The sequence below is a fragment of the Endozoicomonas sp. SESOKO4 genome, assembly GCF_024606275.1.
Window position 1 is genome coordinate 1 of record NZ_JAHHPS010000191.1, and the last position, 16,691, is coordinate 16,691.

15 protein-coding genes are annotated in these 16,691 nt (G+C 46.7%); 11 read left to right on the forward strand and 4 right to left on the reverse strand.

Features of this window, described 5'->3' with window-relative positions; genetic code table 11:
- Nucleotides 1–98 precede the first annotated feature (98 nt).
- Complete coding sequence (locus KDK16_RS03560) at nucleotides 99–890, forward strand: hypothetical protein (protein ID WP_257274709.1); 792 nt, start codon at nucleotides 99–101, stop codon at nucleotides 888–890.
- Between the two features lie 143 nt (nucleotides 891–1,033).
- On the opposite strand, the gene fabB is transcribed toward KDK16_RS03560, so the two are convergent.
- Nucleotides 1,034–2,251 carry a beta-ketoacyl-ACP synthase I gene (gene fabB / locus KDK16_RS03565; protein WP_257274710.1) on the reverse strand — a complete coding sequence of 406 codons (1,218 nt, stop codon included), beginning with the start codon at nucleotides 2,249–2,251 and terminating at the stop codon, nucleotides 1,034–1,036.
- A gap of 27 nt (nucleotides 2,252–2,278) precedes the next feature.
- The gene (gene fabA / locus KDK16_RS03570; protein ID WP_257274732.1) at nucleotides 2,279–2,791 is read right to left on the reverse strand and encodes a 3-hydroxyacyl-[acyl-carrier-protein] dehydratase FabA; all 513 of its coding nucleotides are present in this window, start codon (nucleotides 2,789–2,791) and stop codon (nucleotides 2,279–2,281) included.
- 348 nt (nucleotides 2,792–3,139) lie between these two features.
- Here fabA and KDK16_RS03575 point away from each other — a divergent pair, with 348 nt between their 5' ends.
- The 6 genes from KDK16_RS03575 to KDK16_RS03600 all read left to right on the forward strand — a co-directional run bounded on the left by KDK16_RS03575 (nucleotide 3,140) and on the right by KDK16_RS03600 (nucleotide 9,648).
- The gene (locus KDK16_RS03575) at nucleotides 3,140–3,298 is read left to right on the forward strand and encodes a hypothetical protein (RefSeq protein ID WP_257274711.1); all 159 of its coding nucleotides are present in this window, start codon (nucleotides 3,140–3,142) and stop codon (nucleotides 3,296–3,298) included.
- Nucleotides 3,299–3,326: 28 nt separating this feature from the next.
- Complete coding sequence (locus KDK16_RS03580; protein ID WP_257274712.1) at nucleotides 3,327–4,361, forward strand: NAD(P)H-dependent glycerol-3-phosphate dehydrogenase; 1,035 nt, start codon at nucleotides 3,327–3,329, stop codon at nucleotides 4,359–4,361.
- A gap of 77 nt (nucleotides 4,362–4,438) precedes the next feature.
- On the forward strand, nucleotides 4,439–4,744 hold the full coding sequence (locus KDK16_RS03585; RefSeq protein ID WP_257252630.1) for a DUF4389 domain-containing protein: 306 nt from the start codon (nucleotides 4,439–4,441) through the stop codon (nucleotides 4,742–4,744).
- Nucleotides 4,745–4,830: 86 nt separating this feature from the next.
- The gene (gene sixA, locus KDK16_RS03590) at nucleotides 4,831–5,274 is read left to right on the forward strand and encodes a phosphohistidine phosphatase SixA (RefSeq protein ID WP_257252631.1); all 444 of its coding nucleotides are present in this window, start codon (nucleotides 4,831–4,833) and stop codon (nucleotides 5,272–5,274) included.
- A gap of 237 nt (nucleotides 5,275–5,511) precedes the next feature.
- Nucleotides 5,512–7,407, forward strand: a complete 1,896-nt coding sequence (locus KDK16_RS03595; RefSeq protein ID WP_257274713.1) for an ATP-binding cassette domain-containing protein — start codon at nucleotides 5,512–5,514, stop codon at nucleotides 7,405–7,407.
- A gap of 444 nt (nucleotides 7,408–7,851) precedes the next feature.
- Nucleotides 7,852–9,648: a hypothetical protein gene (locus KDK16_RS03600; RefSeq protein ID WP_257274714.1), complete on the forward strand. Its 1,797-nt coding sequence runs from the start codon at nucleotides 7,852–7,854 to the stop codon at nucleotides 9,646–9,648.
- 298 nt (nucleotides 9,649–9,946) lie between these two features.
- Here the strand turns inward: KDK16_RS03600 and KDK16_RS03605 are convergent, their stop codons facing one another.
- Nucleotides 9,947–10,150, reverse strand: a complete 204-nt coding sequence (locus KDK16_RS03605; RefSeq protein ID WP_257274715.1) for a hypothetical protein — start codon at nucleotides 10,148–10,150, stop codon at nucleotides 9,947–9,949.
- Between the two features lie 64 nt (nucleotides 10,151–10,214).
- Here KDK16_RS03605 and KDK16_RS03610 point away from each other — a divergent pair, with 64 nt between their 5' ends.
- Entirely contained in the window at nucleotides 10,215–10,430 is a 216-nt protein-coding gene (locus KDK16_RS03610; protein ID WP_257274716.1) for a hypothetical protein, read from the forward strand.
- Between the two features lie 19 nt (nucleotides 10,431–10,449).
- Nucleotides 10,450–11,769 (forward strand): hypothetical protein, encoded by a 1,320-nt coding sequence (locus KDK16_RS03615; RefSeq protein WP_257274717.1) that lies wholly within the window; start codon nucleotides 10,450–10,452, stop codon nucleotides 11,767–11,769.
- Between the two features lie 337 nt (nucleotides 11,770–12,106).
- Here the strand turns inward: KDK16_RS03615 and KDK16_RS03620 are convergent, their stop codons facing one another.
- Entirely contained in the window at nucleotides 12,107–12,553 is a 447-nt protein-coding gene (locus KDK16_RS03620; protein WP_257254061.1) for a universal stress protein, read from the reverse strand.
- A 565-nt stretch (nucleotides 12,554–13,118) separates the two neighbouring features.
- Between KDK16_RS03620 and fadB the strand changes: the two genes are divergently transcribed.
- Nucleotides 13,119–15,272 carry a fatty acid oxidation complex subunit alpha FadB gene (gene fadB / locus KDK16_RS03625; protein WP_257274718.1) on the forward strand — a complete coding sequence of 718 codons (2,154 nt, stop codon included), beginning with the start codon at nucleotides 13,119–13,121 and terminating at the stop codon, nucleotides 15,270–15,272.
- Nucleotides 15,273–15,334: 62 nt separating this feature from the next.
- Complete coding sequence (gene fadA / locus KDK16_RS03630; protein WP_257255010.1) at nucleotides 15,335–16,507, forward strand: acetyl-CoA C-acyltransferase FadA; 1,173 nt, start codon at nucleotides 15,335–15,337, stop codon at nucleotides 16,505–16,507.
- The last annotated feature ends 184 nt before the right edge of the window (nucleotides 16,508–16,691 follow it).

A 16,691-nucleotide genomic window follows, 5' to 3' on the forward strand; every position in this document is an offset into this window, starting at 1 on the left:
ATGTTGTTATGCCTTCTTACCCCTTAGTTAGAATTAGCTTCAATGAATTTATATTTTTACAGTCTAAATAGATATATAAATTCAGGGGCTGATATTTTATGAATTCAAGTATCAATCAAATAGCTCAAATTCAAAGAGCTGAATCAGGAGTGTTTTTTTCAATAACCGAAAAAGAAGTAGGCGTTTCTGCTTCCTGTCCTTCAGACTTAAATAGCTTATTTAATGAAAAGCTGCATGATGGAAAGTTATTGGCAAAAATGCTTGTCAATTCTATAGACGATGAAGGCTTTTCGAGATTAGATCGGGAGCTTGTTCAGCTTACTTCCCGTGATAAAGTTGTGAGGTGTGCTGCAACCTCACTTTTGGCCCCCTGCCCAAAGCAGAAGCTATATCGAAATATTGGCTTTCTCGTTGATGCAGAGAAAACGAAAATTCATGTCATCGCCGACAGTGATGTCGGTTCAATGCCTGTTGATAGTCAAGGTTATTGGTTGTTATGGGATAAAACAAAACAGGACTATGAGAAAATATCTATTCGAAAAGGTGAAATTGTCAATCCCGATTCTACTGGTCGATTCGTTTTGGACTGTGATCCTGAATGCAATAAATTATTTAAAACAACTAAACAACTAAAAGACTATATGGTTGAAAAAGCTCATTTAATTAAATCCAGATTAAATCATAATGAAGTCGTATGCGAATATACTACTGATTCAGTATTGGCTGTATTAATTACTTTTAATCGAACTGAGAAGCTTTACTATGAAAGAAACCAGATCATTCACGATGGATTTGTGTTTAAACAGAAAGCGGAGCAGTCATTAGGCTCGAAACTGCCAATATTCATTTTTGACTGTGAAGAAGGCACTCTCTATCAGCAGGAAGCGTAACCGTCGTTTATCTGAATTTGATACGAGCATTTAGCTTCGAAGCGGCTTTCCTGTTTCCCCGGGGTGATGGGAAGTAACCACAAAGCTACACCCCATCCCGCTTGTATTTTTCTGAAGCACCCGGAAATTTGAATCCCTTTCTATCAGTCTTCGTAGTTTTGGAATACCAGACAAGCGTTGGTGCCACCAAAACCGAAGCTGTTGGACATGATGCGGTTTAGCTTTTGTTCACGAGCTTCACCGACCAGAATCGGCAGATCCCGGGCTTCATCGTCCAGGGTTTCTACGTTGGCTGAAGCTGTAATGAAGCTGTGTTTCATCATCAGTAGGCAGTAGATAGCTTCCTGAACGCCAGCCGCTCCCAGTGAGTGACCGGAGAGGGACTTGGTCGAGCTGACAGTAGGCATCTTGTCGCCAAACACTTCTTTCAGTGCTTTCAGTTCTGCCACATCGCCAACAGGAGTCGATGTACCGTGGGTGTTGATGTAGTCAACCGGACCGTCAACGGTTTCCAGGGCCAGACGCATACAGCGGGAAGCTCCTTCACCGGAAGGAGCAACCATGTCATAACCGTCGGAAGTGGCGCCGTAGCCCACGACTTCAGCGTAAATTTTGGCACCACGGGCCTTTGCGTGTTCCAGTTCTTCCAGAACTACCATGCCACCACCGCCGGCTATGACAAAGCCGTCACGGTCAGCATCGTAAGCACGGGAGGCTTTGTCCGGGTTTTCATTGTACTTTGTGCTCAGGGCTCCCATGGCATCGAACAGACCGGTTTGTGACCAGTGCTCTTCTTCACCACCGCCGGCAAAGACAACATCCTGTTTACCCAGCTGGATTTGTTCTACTGCGTTACCGATGCAGTGAGCACTGGTGGCACAGGCAGAAGTAATGGAATAGTTCACGCCCTTGATCTTGAATGGGGTAGCCAGACAGGCAGATACTGTACTGCCCATAGTACGGGTTACACGGTATGGGCCTACACGTTTGACGCCTTTTTCGCGCATGATGTCTGCGGCTTCGACAATGTTTTCTGAAGAGGCACCGCCGGAAGCAGCAATGAGGCCGGTTCTTGGATTGGAAACTTGTTCTTCAGACAGGCCGGAATCTTCAAACGCCTGCTTCATGGCAATGTAGGCGTAAGAAGCCGCCATACCCATAAAGCGTTGGGTTTTGCGGTCGATATGCTCGCTCAGGTCAATGTCGACAGAGCCGGAAACCTGGCTACGAAAACCTTTTTCAGCGTAGCTTTCGTTAAAGCTGATGCCGGATTTTCCCTGTTTGAGGCTGTCGGCCACGTCGTTCTGGGTGTTACCCAGGCAGGAGGTGATGCCGATCCCTGTAACTACAACACGTTTCATTTATCTAACCTGAATTATCCGAATGAATCAGAATGCGTCGGTGCTCTGGAAAAGGCCTACCCGGAGCCCTTCGGCGGTGTAAATCTCACGTCCGTCGACGCTGACAATGCCATCAGCAATACCCAGCGCCAGCTTGCGACTGATAATACGCTTGATATTGATCTGGTAGGTCACTTTCTTGTTAGTCGGCAGGATCTGGCCGGTGAACTTGACTTCACCACTGCCCAGGGCTCTGCCGCGACCGGGATTACCCATCCAACCCAGATAAAAGCCGACCAGCTGCCACATGGCGTCCAGACCCAGGCAACCTGGCATGACCGGATCACCCGGAAAATGACAGTCAAAGAACCAGAGATCCGGAGTGATATCCAGCTCGGCAGTGATTTCGCCCTTGCCGTATTTACCGCCTTCCTCAGAGATCCGAACGATACGATCCAGCATCAGCATGTTGGGTGCTGGCAGTTGGGCATTGCCTGGCCCGAAAAGCTCACCCTGTGAACAGCGGAGCAGGTCGTCTTTATCGAAGGATTGTTGCTTCATTCGTTCATTATTCCTGGAAAATGCCATGGTCGCCCGCCAAGGCTGGGGTGACATGGGTATGTCGACTCCCTGTCAGGCTGACCACTGATCACGGGAATTCATTACTATCGTTCCGATGTGCACTATACCACCGGTCTCAGACTCTCATCAGCGTATTCTGCTGAAATTAACAAAAAAACAACAGATGTTGCGGATCCGGTGACATTAAATCAAGGCCTGGCTTGAGAGGTCAGGTTTTTTGTGCCTTGAGAAATGCATTACCCTTAATACACTAACCTTATGCACTATACGCTTCAGGTATTGTATTATTTGTCTGAAACATTTTTCATCGCTTTTAAGGCTTGAAAGATGATTATTTACTCCCGGCCTATCCAAAAGGCTGATTTGCAACGAATCAGAAAAGACAGCATTTCATTGCCTGGCAATGAGCTTTGCATCACGACCACGAACCCTTTGCCCTGGTGGCGGACCGTCACTGTGGGTGATGATAGCATTACTAACCAATAAACGAGTCAAGAGAAATACAGTCGGAAATATGATGATGACGCCGAATAACGATAGCAAGCAGTATACCATAGCCATTCTGGGTGGAGGCAGCTTTGGTACAGCACTGTCTGATATATCAGCTCATAACGGTCATCAGGTTAAACTCTGGATGCGCAGTGAAGAGCAGGTAAAGGGAATTAATCAGGATCATATCAATCACCGCTACCTGCCGGATTTTACCATTCATCCTTCCGTTCAGGCTTCGACCGATATCAAGGCCACTGTCTCATCTGCCGATCTGGTTCTGATTGCCATTCCCAGTAAATCCTTCCGTTCAGTGGTTCAGATGGCAGGTGATGCACTGGAAGGTAAAATGGTGATCAGCACCACCAAGGGGATTGAACCGGTCACCTTTGACTTGATGAGTGAAATTCTGAATGAGGAACTTAACTCAGTCAGAGTAGGTGTTCTCAGTGGCCCCAATCTGGCCAGGGAAATAGTTGCCAAGGCGGTAACGGCGACAGTGATTGCCAGTGAAGATGTTGAGTTGTGTGAGATTGTTCAGAAGGTGTTGCATTCGGATTATTTCAGGGTCTATTCCAACCAGGATGTCTACGGGGTCGAGCTGGCCGGTGCTCTGAAAAATATCTATGCCATTGTCTCAGGTATCGGGGCGGCTATGGGGATGGGTGAGAATACCAAAAGTATGCTCATAACTCGCAGCCTGGCAGAAATGAGTCGTTTTGCTGTCAAGCTCGGTGCGGATCCCATGACTTTCCTGGGGCTGTCCGGGGTAGGGGATCTGGTCGCCACCTGTACATCCAGCCTCAGTCGGAATTTCAGGGTAGGTTATGCTCTGGGTCAGGGGAAAACCCTGAAAGAGGCAGAAGCTGAGCTGGGTCAGGTAGCTGAGGGAGTGAACACTTTACAACAGGTCAGACAGAAAGCGGTTGAGCTTGAAGTCTATATGCCGATTGTTGAGGCATTGCACATGGTTATTTTCGAAGAGTTTAATGTCAATCAGCTGGTGCGCGGTATGATGCTCCGGGAGCAGAAAACCGACGTCGAGTTTATGGTCAGATGAAGGTCGGGAAGACTTTTCTTCCAGTTACTTTCAACTAATGGTGGATATCCATTAACAAAAACGGTGAGGGTTTTTATATGGATAAGAAAGTGTTTGATAATCTGAAATCAGAGTCTCGGTGGCTCAGGCTATTGTTCATGGTGTTGTTTTACATGTTGGCCTATATTGTCGGATTTCTGATTTTATTGATTGCCATTATTCAGGTGGTGCATGGGTTTATTAAATCTGAACCGAACTCACGATTACTGGATTTAAGTGCAGGTCTGAATCAATACTTTTATCAGATTATCCAGTTTGTTACTTACAATGATGACACCAAGCCTTATCCGTTCAGCGACTGGCCGGGAGAGAAAGAGCCAGTCAATGACCAGGAAGGTGTCTGAAATCGGCTTGAGTCACTCTGGTTTATCTATAGTCGTTCGTATACCTGGTCGTATATCAGCACTCATAAGCAGGCAGGTACCCAATAATGAAACTGATCGTAATGCGTCATGGGCAAGCCAGTTGGTCAGCGCCAAATGATCAGGAAAGGCCTTTAACGGAAGTGGGTCAGCAGGAAGTGCTCAGCACAGCTTCGAAGCTGACCCACCTCGGCATCAGCAGGGTACTGGCCAGTCCTTATCTCAGGGCTCAGCAATCTGGCAGGATTCTGGCTGAAACTCTGGAGTGTACTCTGGAAACACTGGATTGCATTACTCCCGACGCTGATCCGATGGCCGTGATCTCAGAACTGCCTGTGCAAGGGAATATCGCACTGGCCAGTCATATGCCTCTGGTGGGGGCTTTAACCAGTTTGCTCTGTGAAGGAGCGATTCATCAGGGACCTGGCTTTATGACCGGCAATGCAGCAGTACTTGAGATGGAGCTGCCAGGACCGGGGTTGGCAACATTGATTGAGATGGTGGCGCCCTGAAATCATTCTGTCCTGCGCCACTTAGGATGATCTTTCTCATAACCGATTTGGTTGTTTACGATCTACTCTAATTCTACCTTTTCGTGCTTCCCATGGCATGGGTGTCAGAAGTTTATTCTGCATTGTATTCACGACTGATTTTTTTGGCTCATGAGTCTTTAGCAGGTATGCTTGCGGCATTATTAATTCTGTGTCATTGCCGTTGCAGGACATTGAAAAGGACAGGTTAACCTGATAATGCCGTTACTGAGATTTGACAATATAAACCTTGCCTATGGTGATCAGCCCCTGATGGATGGAGCCGATTTTCAGATACGTAAAGGTGAACGGGTCTGTTTGTTGGGGCGAAATGGTGCGGGCAAGTCCACCATGATGAAACTGGTATCCGGCAAAATCGATGCGGATGATGGCAGCATCTGGCGAAAACCCGGGATGCGTATTGGCATTCTGAACCAGGATCTTCCTGAGCAGGATGAGAAAAAAGTCTACGATGTCGTGGCTTCTGGCCTTGAAGAAGTGGGGGAGTGGATCAGTCAGTTTCATGAACTGTCCCAGAATATCCAGTCTGATGAAGATATGAAGGCGCTGGAAAAAGTTCAGCAAAAACTGGAAGCGGCCGATGGCTGGAGTCTTCAGCAGAAGGTGGACAAAGTGATTCAGAAACTCGGTCTGCCTGAAGAGAAGAAGATGAAAGAACTCTCCGGTGGCTGGCGCAGAAGAGTTGAGCTGGCCCGGGCACTGGTGTGTGAACCTGATCTGTTATTGTTGGACGAGCCCACTAACCATCTGGATGTTGTTGCCATTGACTGGCTTGAGAAACAGCTGCTTGATTTTCAGGGGGCTCTTTTGTTTATCACCCACGATCGTTCATTCCTGCAGTCTCTCGCTACCCGAATCGTGGAGCTGGATCGAGGTATCCTGACCAGCTGGGATTGCGATTATAAAACTTACCTGGATAGAAAAGCTCACGCGCTGGAAGTGGAAGCGGAACAGAATGCTCTGTTTGATAAAAAACTGGCTCAGGAAGAGGCCTGGATTCGTCAGGGTATCAAAGCTCGAAGAACCCGTAATGAAGGCCGGGTCAGAGCGCTTAAAGCACTTCGAAGCGAAAGGATGGAGCGTCGGGTGGTTCAGGGTAAAGCGAGCTTCTCTCTGGAGCAGGGCGGCAGTTCCGGCAAGCTGGTGCTGGAAGCTAAGGACATTGCAAAGTCCTGGGAAGGTCAGCACATCATTAAAGACTTTGATCTCAGAGTGATCCGGGGAGACAAGATCGGTCTGATTGGTGCCAATGGTGCTGGCAAATCAACGCTATTGAGTATTTTGCTGGGGCAGCTTAAACCGGATTCCGGTTTCATTAAGGAAGGTACCAAGCTGGAAGTGGCCTATTTCGATCAGTTGAGAAATCAACTGGACCTTGAAAAAACAGTGATTGACAACGTTGCTGAAGGTCGTGAGAGCATCATGATCAACGGAGCCAGTCGACACGTAATCAGCTATCTCGGGGATTTCCTTTTCCCGGCTAATCGTTGTCGTGTTCCTGTTAAGGCGTTGTCCGGTGGAGAGCGAAACCGTTTGCTGTTGGCGAGACTCTTCAGTAAGCCGGCTAATCTGCTGGTGATGGACGAGCCTACCAACGATCTCGACGTCGAAACACTTGAGTTGCTTGAGTCACTGCTGGTGGACTTTCAGGGCACGGTGCTGCTGGTCAGTCACGATCGTGAATTCCTCGATAATGTGGTTTCCAGTACCCTCGTATTCCAGCCTGATGGCAAGATTAAAGAATATGTCGGCGGCTTTGAAGATTGGCTCAGACAGGGAGGGGAGGTAAATCAGCTGGTTGCTGAGCCTCAAACCAGTAAGCCACAAACGAAAGCTGAACCCAATATTCAAACTCAGCCAGAATCGAAAAAGAAAAAGCTCAGTTACAAGCTTCAGCGTGAGCTGGATGCTTTGCCGGGAGAGCTTGAAAAACTGGAAGAAGAGTTAATCCAGCTGGAAGAGGCTATCGCCGATCCGTCTTTCTATCAGGGTGATCAGGAGGTTGTGCAAACCACTCTGGCACGTCTGGAAACCGTCAATCAAGATATCGAAGAGAAGATGGAGCGTTGGGAAGAGCTCGAAAATATGAGTTAACAGGTGTTCCGTTTTCAATTGGGAGTTAGCAGATGTCATTGTGCAGCTAACCCCCAATGAAACGGTATTACTATCCTGCTATTTATCACAAGCCAGTATCATTAAAACTGGCTGATCAGCTCAATAATGTTTTCCGTGCGTGCAAAGTCGTGGGAGTATCCAGAGAGACTTTTTGCCGCGTTCAAAACGCATGTGGCGAAGGTGTTATTTAAGCCAGAGCGAACCCGTCAGGAAAAATGTGCTGTGATCGGACGCCCGTGTAAATTCTGGAATCAGGCAAAGTACACTTTAAATAGAGCAGGTCTTCTGAATCTGGCATGACGTTACAAACGACAATGAACGTGTGAGTGTCAGGTCAGATGCTGGTGGCTACAAAATAAAATTTGGCACTGCTGCAATTCCTGGACTACTTTTCGGGGGCATTCAAACACGGGCTTAAGTAAAATGATCGGCAGCTCCAAGCCTCAATCACTGAGAACGGCAAGTTCATCGATACATTCCCATCATAGCAAGACCAATCAACTATTTTCAGTTTCCCTCGGTCTCATTATGGTTTGCCCTTGCTCAACCTTGCTGGCATTAAACCCTTTACCAACGCCAGTAGATGAGAGGTTTTTTCAAGAAAAGGGAGCAAAAGGGTCTGACTTACTATCCGATTTAATTAACCATAATGCTCTTATGGGGGCATTCCCTTTGGTCACCCCGAATGATACTGAACTTATCTTTGCCATGAACCCCGTGAATGAGCAAGAAGTAAATAAGAGTCAGGAACAGCAAGAACCGCAGGGAGCTGGAGCACAACAGATGCAGCCTTTAACGGACCTTTCGCTCCCGCCAATGTCCCGTGAACAAATTGTTGAAATTATCCGGAAATTGAATTCAGGCCTCCCGGAAGACAGTATAACCGCTCTGCTGAACAACATCCCGGAAACGCCCCCCAGTGACAACCTGACAATTGCAGGCATGATCAAGCAAGTGGAGGCTACTCTTCAGGTTGACGTTGACCAAAGTCAGAATGCAATCCTGGAAACTCTATCTCATATCCAGAGTACCGAGTCTCCTGTCGATCCGAACAATTCGCAACATCAACAAAGCCTTGCATATTTGATGCTGGCTTACTATGCAGCCATAAATTCAAGTGATGCTTCCTCTCAAGGAGCCCATGTTTTTTTTAATTCGTTCCTGCTTCACGCCGCTTACATGGCTGGAATACCCAGACTCCATCTGCAAAAAGATGGGCTATTAGGTGAAGATGGACCGATAAAAGATCAAGATGTTTTAAAAGAAAATGTTGCAAAATCATCTTTAGTATTCTCTGGACTGAAATTTTTAGCAACAGAACGCATTAAATTTTTGCAACAATTGGAGGATTCCTTAGAATCTGAGCAAAGCAATACATCAGCCGAGGCATTACTAAGAGACGCTGCCAAGCTGCTCAACGATGGCATTGACAGGAACGGAATATCGATTTATAAGCGACAGCAAATAACAGCTGAGCGAATGCTCGCGCTTATAAAAGAATATGGTGAAAATGAACCTGAATTAGTAGCCTGGAATAATCAATTCTTGAATTTAATTGATCTCTTGGGCCTGATGCTTGATCCTTTCGCATCAGAATATGTAGATCTGAATGCACATATAGTTAAGATAGAGGATTACTTTAGAAAGTCAGGTAAGGGGACAACCTTTTATAACTATATGGACAAAAAAAGGAAATTACTTAAAGAAATAAAAAAACTAATAGCAGACGCAATGCGTGACCACGAAAATCAAGAGCATAAATCATTTCTAAAATTATTGGGACACCTGAAGTCGTATATAGCGCAACAATTACACGTAGCTTTTCCTGATAAAAATGATTATCAAGTGATACAGGTTACTCTCGGTACAGGATTCAGAGCCCTGCGGGATCAATCATATGATTTATTGTTAGTGCTTTATGATATAACGACTGGCTCCGATGTCGTTGAGCAAGCTGACGAAGTCACGCATGTCGAGGCTGTAAAGGAACAACAAGAGAAAGAGCTTGGCAAAGAAGAGAAGAAGAAAAAACACCTTCAAAGAAGGCTGAACTACTTGAATGAATTTGTGCAGTGGCTCGATTGGTTCTTTCGCAGGCGTGTATGTGTTCCTGACCATTGTTACGATAGTGATTCAGAGAGTGATGATACCAGGAGCTACTCTGATGGAAGTGATTCTGAGAGAGATGATGTTGACACGCCAGAAGGTGTGACTCAGTAATTGAAATATTCACACTTACGAAAAGAAAGTGCCATGCTGGAAGTGGCCTATTGTAATGGGTAAAAATTTCTTGCTCTGATCGGCCGCTCATGCAAATTTTTGAATCATGCAGGGCGTACTTTCAAGGAGGTTTGGTCTTCAGTATCTGGTCTGACACTACAAACGACAATGAACCGATGAGTGTCAGATCAGATATTGGTGACGACAGCTTAAAGTTGAGCATTGCTGCAATTCCTGGACTACTTTACGAGAGGCATTCAGATACTAAAGGAAGTAGAATGATCAGTAGCTCCGGGTCTCAATTACCAGAAACAACAGGGTCATCGATATTTTTCCATCTTGGCAGGGCTAGGCAGCTATTCTTAGCTTCCCTTGGTCTCATTATTATGGCTTGTCCCTGCTCAACATTGTTGGCAGCAACCCCTTTATTGACGCCAGCGGATGTGAAAATTTTTGAAGAAAAGGGAACAAAAGACTCTGACTTCCTATCCAATTTGATCAACCATAATACTCTTATAGGGAGGTTCCCTTTAGTCACTTCGAATGATACTGATCTTATCTTTGCCATGAACATTGGGAATGAGCATGACGTAAATAATCGTGAGGATCAGGAAGAACCGCAGGGTGCCGGAGCACCGCAGATGCAGCCTTTGACGGACCTTCCGCTTCCGCCAATGTCCCGGGAACAAATTGCTGAAATAATCCGAAACTTGAATTTAGGTCTTCCGGAAGACACTATGACCACTCTGTTGAGCAATATTCCGGAAATGCCCCCCCGGTGATAGCCTGACCATTGCAAGCATGATTGCGCAAGTGAAGGCGAGTCTTCAAATTAACGTTGACCAAAATCAGAATGCAATCTTAGAAACGCTATCTTATATCCAAGGTACCGAGTCGCCTGTTAATCCGGGCAGTTCACAACATCAACAGAGTCTTGCATATTTAATGCTGGCTTACTACACAGCCATAAATTCAAGTAGTGCTTCCTCACAAAGTGCCCATGCTTTTTTTACTTCATTCCTGCTTCACGCCGCTGACATGGCAGGAATGTGTGGATTTCTCCACCACCTGCACGCAGCTCAACTATTAGGCAGAGATAAGCCGATTAAAGATAAAGAGCTTTTAAAAGAAAATGTTGCAATATCATATTTAGTATTTTCTGGTCTAAAAGATTTAGTAACAGAACGCATTAAGTTTTTACAGCAATTGGAGGATTCCTTAGAGTCTGAGCAATCCGGTAAGTCAGTTGATGCATTACTTAGAGACGCTGCCAAACTGCTCAACGATGGCATTGATAGGAACGGAATGTCGAGTTATAAGCGACAGCTAAAATCAGCTGAACGAATGCTGGAACTTATAGAAAAATATGGTGAAGATGAACCAGGATTAGTAGCCTGGAACTATCAGTTTTTGAATTTAATTGATGTTATTAGACTCATAATTAACCCTTTTGCACCGGAATGCGAATATCCGAATGTAAATATTGAAAGCATAGAGAATTATTTTAGAGAATCAGGTAAGAGGACGAGTTTTTATTCCGGTAGAAGAAAAAGAAATGAGTTATTTAAAGAAATAAAAAAAGTTCTGGTTGATGCGACACTTGAACAAGGAAATCAAGATGTTAAATCATTTAAAAAATTGTTTGTATACCTAAAAATATATTTAGCGCAACAATTACACTTAACGTTTACTGTTGAAAATGATTGCGATGTCATAATGGAGACCCTCGCTATAGGATTTAGGGCCCTATTGGAACAATCATATGATTTATTGGCACTGCTTCCTGATACAGCTATTGGCTCCAATGACACTGGGCAGGGTGATCAAGTCATGCATGACATGGCAGCTAAGGGGCAAGGAGGCAAAGAGCCTGGCGAAGAAGAGAAGAGGAAAAAACATCAGGAAAAACGGATAAAGTACTTAAAAAAACTCGTCGTATGGCTCGAGTATTGCCTTTGTAGTAATGATCATTCTGACAGCAGTGAATCTGAAAAAACTGATACTGACAGCAGTGATTTTGAAAGTCTTCATGGTAAGAGTGATTTTGAAGTGACTGATTCTGACATGAATGATTTTGACGGGGATGACGTTGACATTCCGGAAGGCGTAACTCGTAATTGAAATAATCGCAGTCGAAACCGAAAAAGAAAAATCTCACTAACAAGCTTCATCGTGAGTTGTAAGCTTTACGAGGAGAGCTTGAAAAACTGGAAGAAGAACTGATTCAGTGGGAAAAGATCATCGCTGGATCTGCTTTCTATAAGGGCGATCATGACGTCATTCAATCCACGTTGGTGTGCCTGGCAGTCGCCAACCAGGACATCGAAGAAAAGATCGAACGTTGAGAAGTACTTGAAAATATGAGTTAACAGACGTTCCTTTTTTAGTTGGGAGTCAGCTGTCGTCAGTGTGCGGTCAGAACGGCTATCTGCCAACTGTTAACTCACCGCTTTTGTTCTTATTTGCTGTTGTTTTTTCCCACTCTTACCGCCAGAACATCACAGCATGCACCATGCAGGATGCTGGTGGATGTTGAGCCGAGAATCAGGGCCAAACCATGCCTGCCATGACTCCCAACCACGATCAGGTCAACGTCAGACTCGTCAGCGATGCGATGTACTTCTCTTTCCGGGCGCCCGTATACGACGTGCTGTTCACCCTTGTCCAGGTGAATGCTTTCAGCCAAACGTGATATACGCTCTCTGGCCTGCTGGGTGATTTCATCCTGAAGGGTTGTAAGATCCAGTGGAATATCGCTGCCATAAGCGACACTCAACGGCTCAACCACGTGCACCAGGGTCAGTCTGGCCTGATAGATTTCTGCAAGAGACTTGGCCTTATCCAATACATCGTCTGCTTCATCAGACAGGTCAATAGCAACGAGAATATGGTTATATTGACTCATAGACTGTTTCTCTCTTCCCGGATGTTTTATGAAGAAATGCAGCTCATTCCAGTTGCATAGCCATTTTTATCATCTGAGCCGGTGAGCTGCATTTCCGGATCATGGCTGTGTCGATGTTTTTATCATCGGGCCACGAGTAACTATCTTGTGTACTCATCGCCTTAAATGCTAAAGGGTGTTCGACCACCTGTGCTCTCTTTATATCAACCATAAGAAAATACGATTGATTGCAGGCATCATAGACCAAACGCTTACATTGTATGGCTGTACCTTGAGTTGTCCAAGTAAATTTCTGGTAAGTATTTGCTCTGAATCAGTATATTTGCGGATTTATTGGTGTTCATTTTCTTGACTTTGGCACAGAATTCAAAGAAGGTAGGCTCAAAAATTCAAACGGTTGTATGAATTTCTGGCGAGCACTGTCTAAGATGCATCCATCAGGAGCCAGACTGAGAATAAACTGCCATTATCCATAGGGCCGCTATTCTCAGTCTGGCTCCTGACGCCATTTGTACAGACGTCAGTCATTAACGCAACCTTTTTCAATCCGTCCGGAGAGAGATAAATGATATATCAGGGGAAAGCATTCAAGGTTCTGGCACTTGAAAGCGGCATCGCTGAGTTGAGGTTTGACCTGGAAGGGGAGTCGGTGAACAAGTTCAACCGGCTGGCCATAGAAGATCTGAATGGTGCAGTTCAGGCCATCAAGGCGGACGACTCCATCAAGGGTGTCGTTCTGACCAGTGGCAAGGAAGGCGTCTTCATTGTTGGTGCCGACATCAAGGAGTTTACCTCCAACTTCCGTCAGGAAGAAAGTGAGCTGCTGGAAATGGTCATGGGTGTTAACCAGGTCTTCAGCAGCTTTGAAGATCTGGATATGCCAACGGTTGCCGCTATCAATGGCAGCGCTCTGGGTGGTGGTTTTGAGATCTGCCTGTGCGCTGATTATCGTGTACTGTCCAACAAAGGTGGTGTCGGTCTGCCTGAAGTCAAACTGGGCATCTACCCGGGCTGGGGTGGGACTGTCCGTCTGCCACGTCTGATCGGCGTAGATAACGCTGTCGAGTGGATTGCTGCTGGTCGCGAGCAGAAGCCTGAAGCAGCTCTGAAAGTAGGGGCTGTAGATGCAGTGGTTGAAACCGAAAAGCTAGTGGATTCTGCTGTAGCCATTATCAAACGTTGTCTGGCAGGTGAACTGGACTTTAATGCCCGTAAAGATGAAAAACGTTCACCACTCAAGCTACCTTTGCTGGAATCTCTGATGGCTTTTGAAACAACCATGGCGGTTGTCAAGCAGCAGGCCGGTCCACATATGCCAGCGCCCGCGGCTTCTGTTAAAGCCATCAAAAAGCATGCTGAGCTGCCAAGAGATGAAGCTCTGAAAGTCGAAGCTGAAGGTTTCATTAAACTGGCCAAGACACCTGTCTCTGATGTTCTGGTGGGACTGTTCCTGAACGACCAGATGCTCAAGAAGAAGACCAAGGAACTGACCAGGCAGGCGGGTAAAGTTGAGAAGGCCGCTGTTCTGGGTGCCGGTATCATGGGCGGTGGCATTGCTTACCAGTCTGCTTACAAGGGCACTCCTATTCTGATGAAAGACATCGCTCAGGATGGTCTGAACCTGGGACTGGCCGAAGCCAGCAAACTGCTGTCCAAGCGAGTAGCCCGTGGTCGTATGGACCCTCTGAAAATGGGTGAGGTTCTCAATCACATTGTTCCAACTTTGTCGTACAGTGAGTTTGGTGATGTCGATGTCGTTGTGGAAGCGGTTGTCGAGAATGTCAATGTCAAGAAAGCGGTACTGGGTGAAGTAGAAAATCACGTCAGTGAAGACGCTGTTCTGGCTTCTAATACTTCAACCATTTCTATAACAGAACTGGCTAAGGATCTGAAAAGACCGGAAAAATTCTGTGGCATGCACTTCTTTAACCCGGTTCACGCCATGCCTCTGGTTGAAGTGATTCGTGGTGAGAAAACCAGCGAAGAAACGGTTGCAACCGTTGTCGCCTATGCCAAGAAGATGGGCAAAGTGCCTATCGTTGTTAACGACTGTCCCGGATTCCTGGTTAACCGTGTGCTTTTCCCATACTTCGGCGGCTTCGCTTCATTGGTGAAAGACGGTGCTGACTTCCAGAAAGTCGACAAAGTTATGGAGAAGTTTGGCTGGCCAATGGGTCCTGCCTACCTGCTTGATGTTGTCGGTATTGATACAGGCTCCCATGCTGAAAAAGTGATGGCTGAAGGCTTCCCGGATCGTATGTCCCGTGACTGGAAGAACGCTATTGATGTGATGTATGAGAAGGGGCGTTACGGACAGAAGACCAACGTCGGCTTTTACAAATACGAGCAGGACAAGAAAGGTAAGCCCAAGAAAGTGGTTGACGAAACGGCTTATCAGCTTCTCTCTGAAGTGGCAGGTGAAAGCCGTGAGTTTGAAACACAGGAAATTATTGATCGCATGATGATTCCACTGTGTATGGAAACCGTTCGCACACTGGAAGACGGCATTGTTGATACCCCAGCAGAGGCGGACCTGGCTCTGCTCAACGGCATCGGCTTCCCGATTTTCCGTGGCGGTGCCCTGAAGTACATCGATAGCATGGGTGTCGACAAGTTCGTAGAGCTGGCTGATCAGTACGCTCATATCAGTCCTCTGTACCAGCCTACTGAAAAGCTGCGGGAAATGGCCCGTGAAGGCAAAACGTTTTACGGCGCGTAAACAGCCTTGAGCCACAAAAAAAGTGGCTAATCACGATCAACAGATTTAAGAGAGAATTGACTATGAGCCTTAATCCGAGAGACGCCGTAATCGTAGACTATGGCCGGACCCCCATGGGTCGTTCCAAGGGTGGCATGTATCGAAATGTCCGTGCCGATGATCTGTCTGCAAACCTCATCACAGGGGTTCTGAACCGTAACCCTGGTGTTAACCCTGAAGAAGTTGAAGATGTCATCTGGGGTTGTGTTAACCAGACTCTGGAGCAGGGGTGGAACGTTGCCCGTATGGCATCCCTGATGACTCCGATCCCTCATACTTCTTCTGCCCAGACTGTCAGCCGTCTGTGTGGTTCTTCCATGAGTGCACTGCACACTGCTGCTCAGGCTATTCAAACCGGGAACGGTGATGTCTTTGTCGTAGGTGGTGTTGAGCACATGGGACATGTAGGCATGATGCATGGAGTGGATCCTAATCCACGTCTGTCAAAATATGCTGCCAAAGCGGCAGGCATGATGGGTCTGACCGCAGAAATGCTGGGGTTGATGCACGGTATTACTCGTGAAGCCCAGGATGAATTTGGTGTCAGATCTCATATGAGAGCCTGGGAAGCAACCAAAGCCGGTCACTTCAAGGATGAGATCATCCCCATGCAGGGGCATGATGATGATGGCAACCTGGCAGTCTTCACCGAAGATCAGACGATCCGTCCTGAAACCACGCTTGAAGGACTGGCTCAACTGAAGCCAGCCTTTAACCCGAAAGGTACAGTCACAGCTGGTACTTCTTCCCAGATTACCGATGGGGCTTCCTGCATGATCGTTATGTCCGCACAGCGTGCTCAGGATCTGGGTCTTCAACCAATGGCCGTGATTCGTTCCATGGCGGTTGCTGGTGTTGATCCGTCCATCATGGGTTATGGACCTGTACCCAGCACCAAAAAAGCACTGGAGCGTGCAGGCCTGACTATCGATGATATTGATCATGTTGAGCTGAATGAGGCGTTTGCTGCTCAGGCTCTGCCTGTTCTGAAAGACCTGAACCTGCTGGAGAAGATGGACGAGAAGGTGAACCTGAACGGTGGGGCAATAGCTCTGGGTCACCCCTTCGGATGCTCCGGTGCCCGAATCTCCGGTACCCTGCTGAACGTGATGAAGCAAAACAACGGTACGATCGGTGTGGCTACGATGTGTGTAGGACTGGGTCAGGGTATTACTACGGTCTTTGAGCGTCTGTAATACGTCGGCCTTTGCCAGGCGTGCCTGCCTGGCTTATCCTGCCTGAACGTATTTACCCCGGAATGTCATTTCGGGGTATCCTGCTTTTATGTATTTTTATGCAGAGGCTCTACTTCTCTGATGGGGATCTCTGACAAGGTTTGCTTGAGTCGCTTTGTCGACAAAAAAAGCCGGTTTTTTCCCG

What these genes read in the sequence shown, in the direction of transcription:
- KDK16_RS03610 (WP_257274716.1), top strand. Translation starts at nt 10,215, where the DNA reads ATGAACATTGGGAATGAGCATGACGTAAATAATCGTGAGGATCAGGAA.
- fabB (WP_257274710.1), bottom strand. Translation starts at nt 2,251, where the DNA reads ATGAAACGTGTTGTAGTTACAGGGATCGGCATCACCTCCTGCCTGGGT.
- KDK16_RS03560 (WP_257274709.1), top strand. Translation starts at nt 99, where the DNA reads ATGAATTCAAGTATCAATCAAATAGCTCAAATTCAAAGAGCTGAATCA.
- KDK16_RS03585 (WP_257252630.1), top strand. Translation starts at nt 4,439, where the DNA reads ATGGATAAGAAAGTGTTTGATAATCTGAAATCAGAGTCTCGGTGGCTC.
- fabA (WP_257274732.1), bottom strand. Translation starts at nt 2,791, where the DNA reads ATGAAGCAACAATCCTTCGATAAAGACGACCTGCTCCGCTGTTCACAG.
- KDK16_RS03615 (WP_257274717.1), top strand. Translation starts at nt 10,450, where the DNA reads ATGATTGCGCAAGTGAAGGCGAGTCTTCAAATTAACGTTGACCAAAAT.
- KDK16_RS03620 (WP_257254061.1), bottom strand. Translation starts at nt 12,553, where the DNA reads ATGAGTCAATATAACCATATTCTCGTTGCTATTGACCTGTCTGATGAA.
- KDK16_RS03575 (WP_257274711.1), top strand. Translation starts at nt 3,140, where the DNA reads ATGATTATTTACTCCCGGCCTATCCAAAAGGCTGATTTGCAACGAATC.
- KDK16_RS03600 (WP_257274714.1), top strand. Translation starts at nt 7,852, where the DNA reads ATGATCGGCAGCTCCAAGCCTCAATCACTGAGAACGGCAAGTTCATCG.
- sixA (WP_257252631.1), top strand. Translation starts at nt 4,831, where the DNA reads ATGAAACTGATCGTAATGCGTCATGGGCAAGCCAGTTGGTCAGCGCCA.
- fadB (WP_257274718.1), top strand. Translation starts at nt 13,119, where the DNA reads ATGATATATCAGGGGAAAGCATTCAAGGTTCTGGCACTTGAAAGCGGC.
- KDK16_RS03595 (WP_257274713.1), top strand. Translation starts at nt 5,512, where the DNA reads ATGCCGTTACTGAGATTTGACAATATAAACCTTGCCTATGGTGATCAG.
- fadA (WP_257255010.1), top strand. Translation starts at nt 15,335, where the DNA reads ATGAGCCTTAATCCGAGAGACGCCGTAATCGTAGACTATGGCCGGACC.
- KDK16_RS03580 (WP_257274712.1), top strand. Translation starts at nt 3,327, where the DNA reads ATGATGATGACGCCGAATAACGATAGCAAGCAGTATACCATAGCCATT.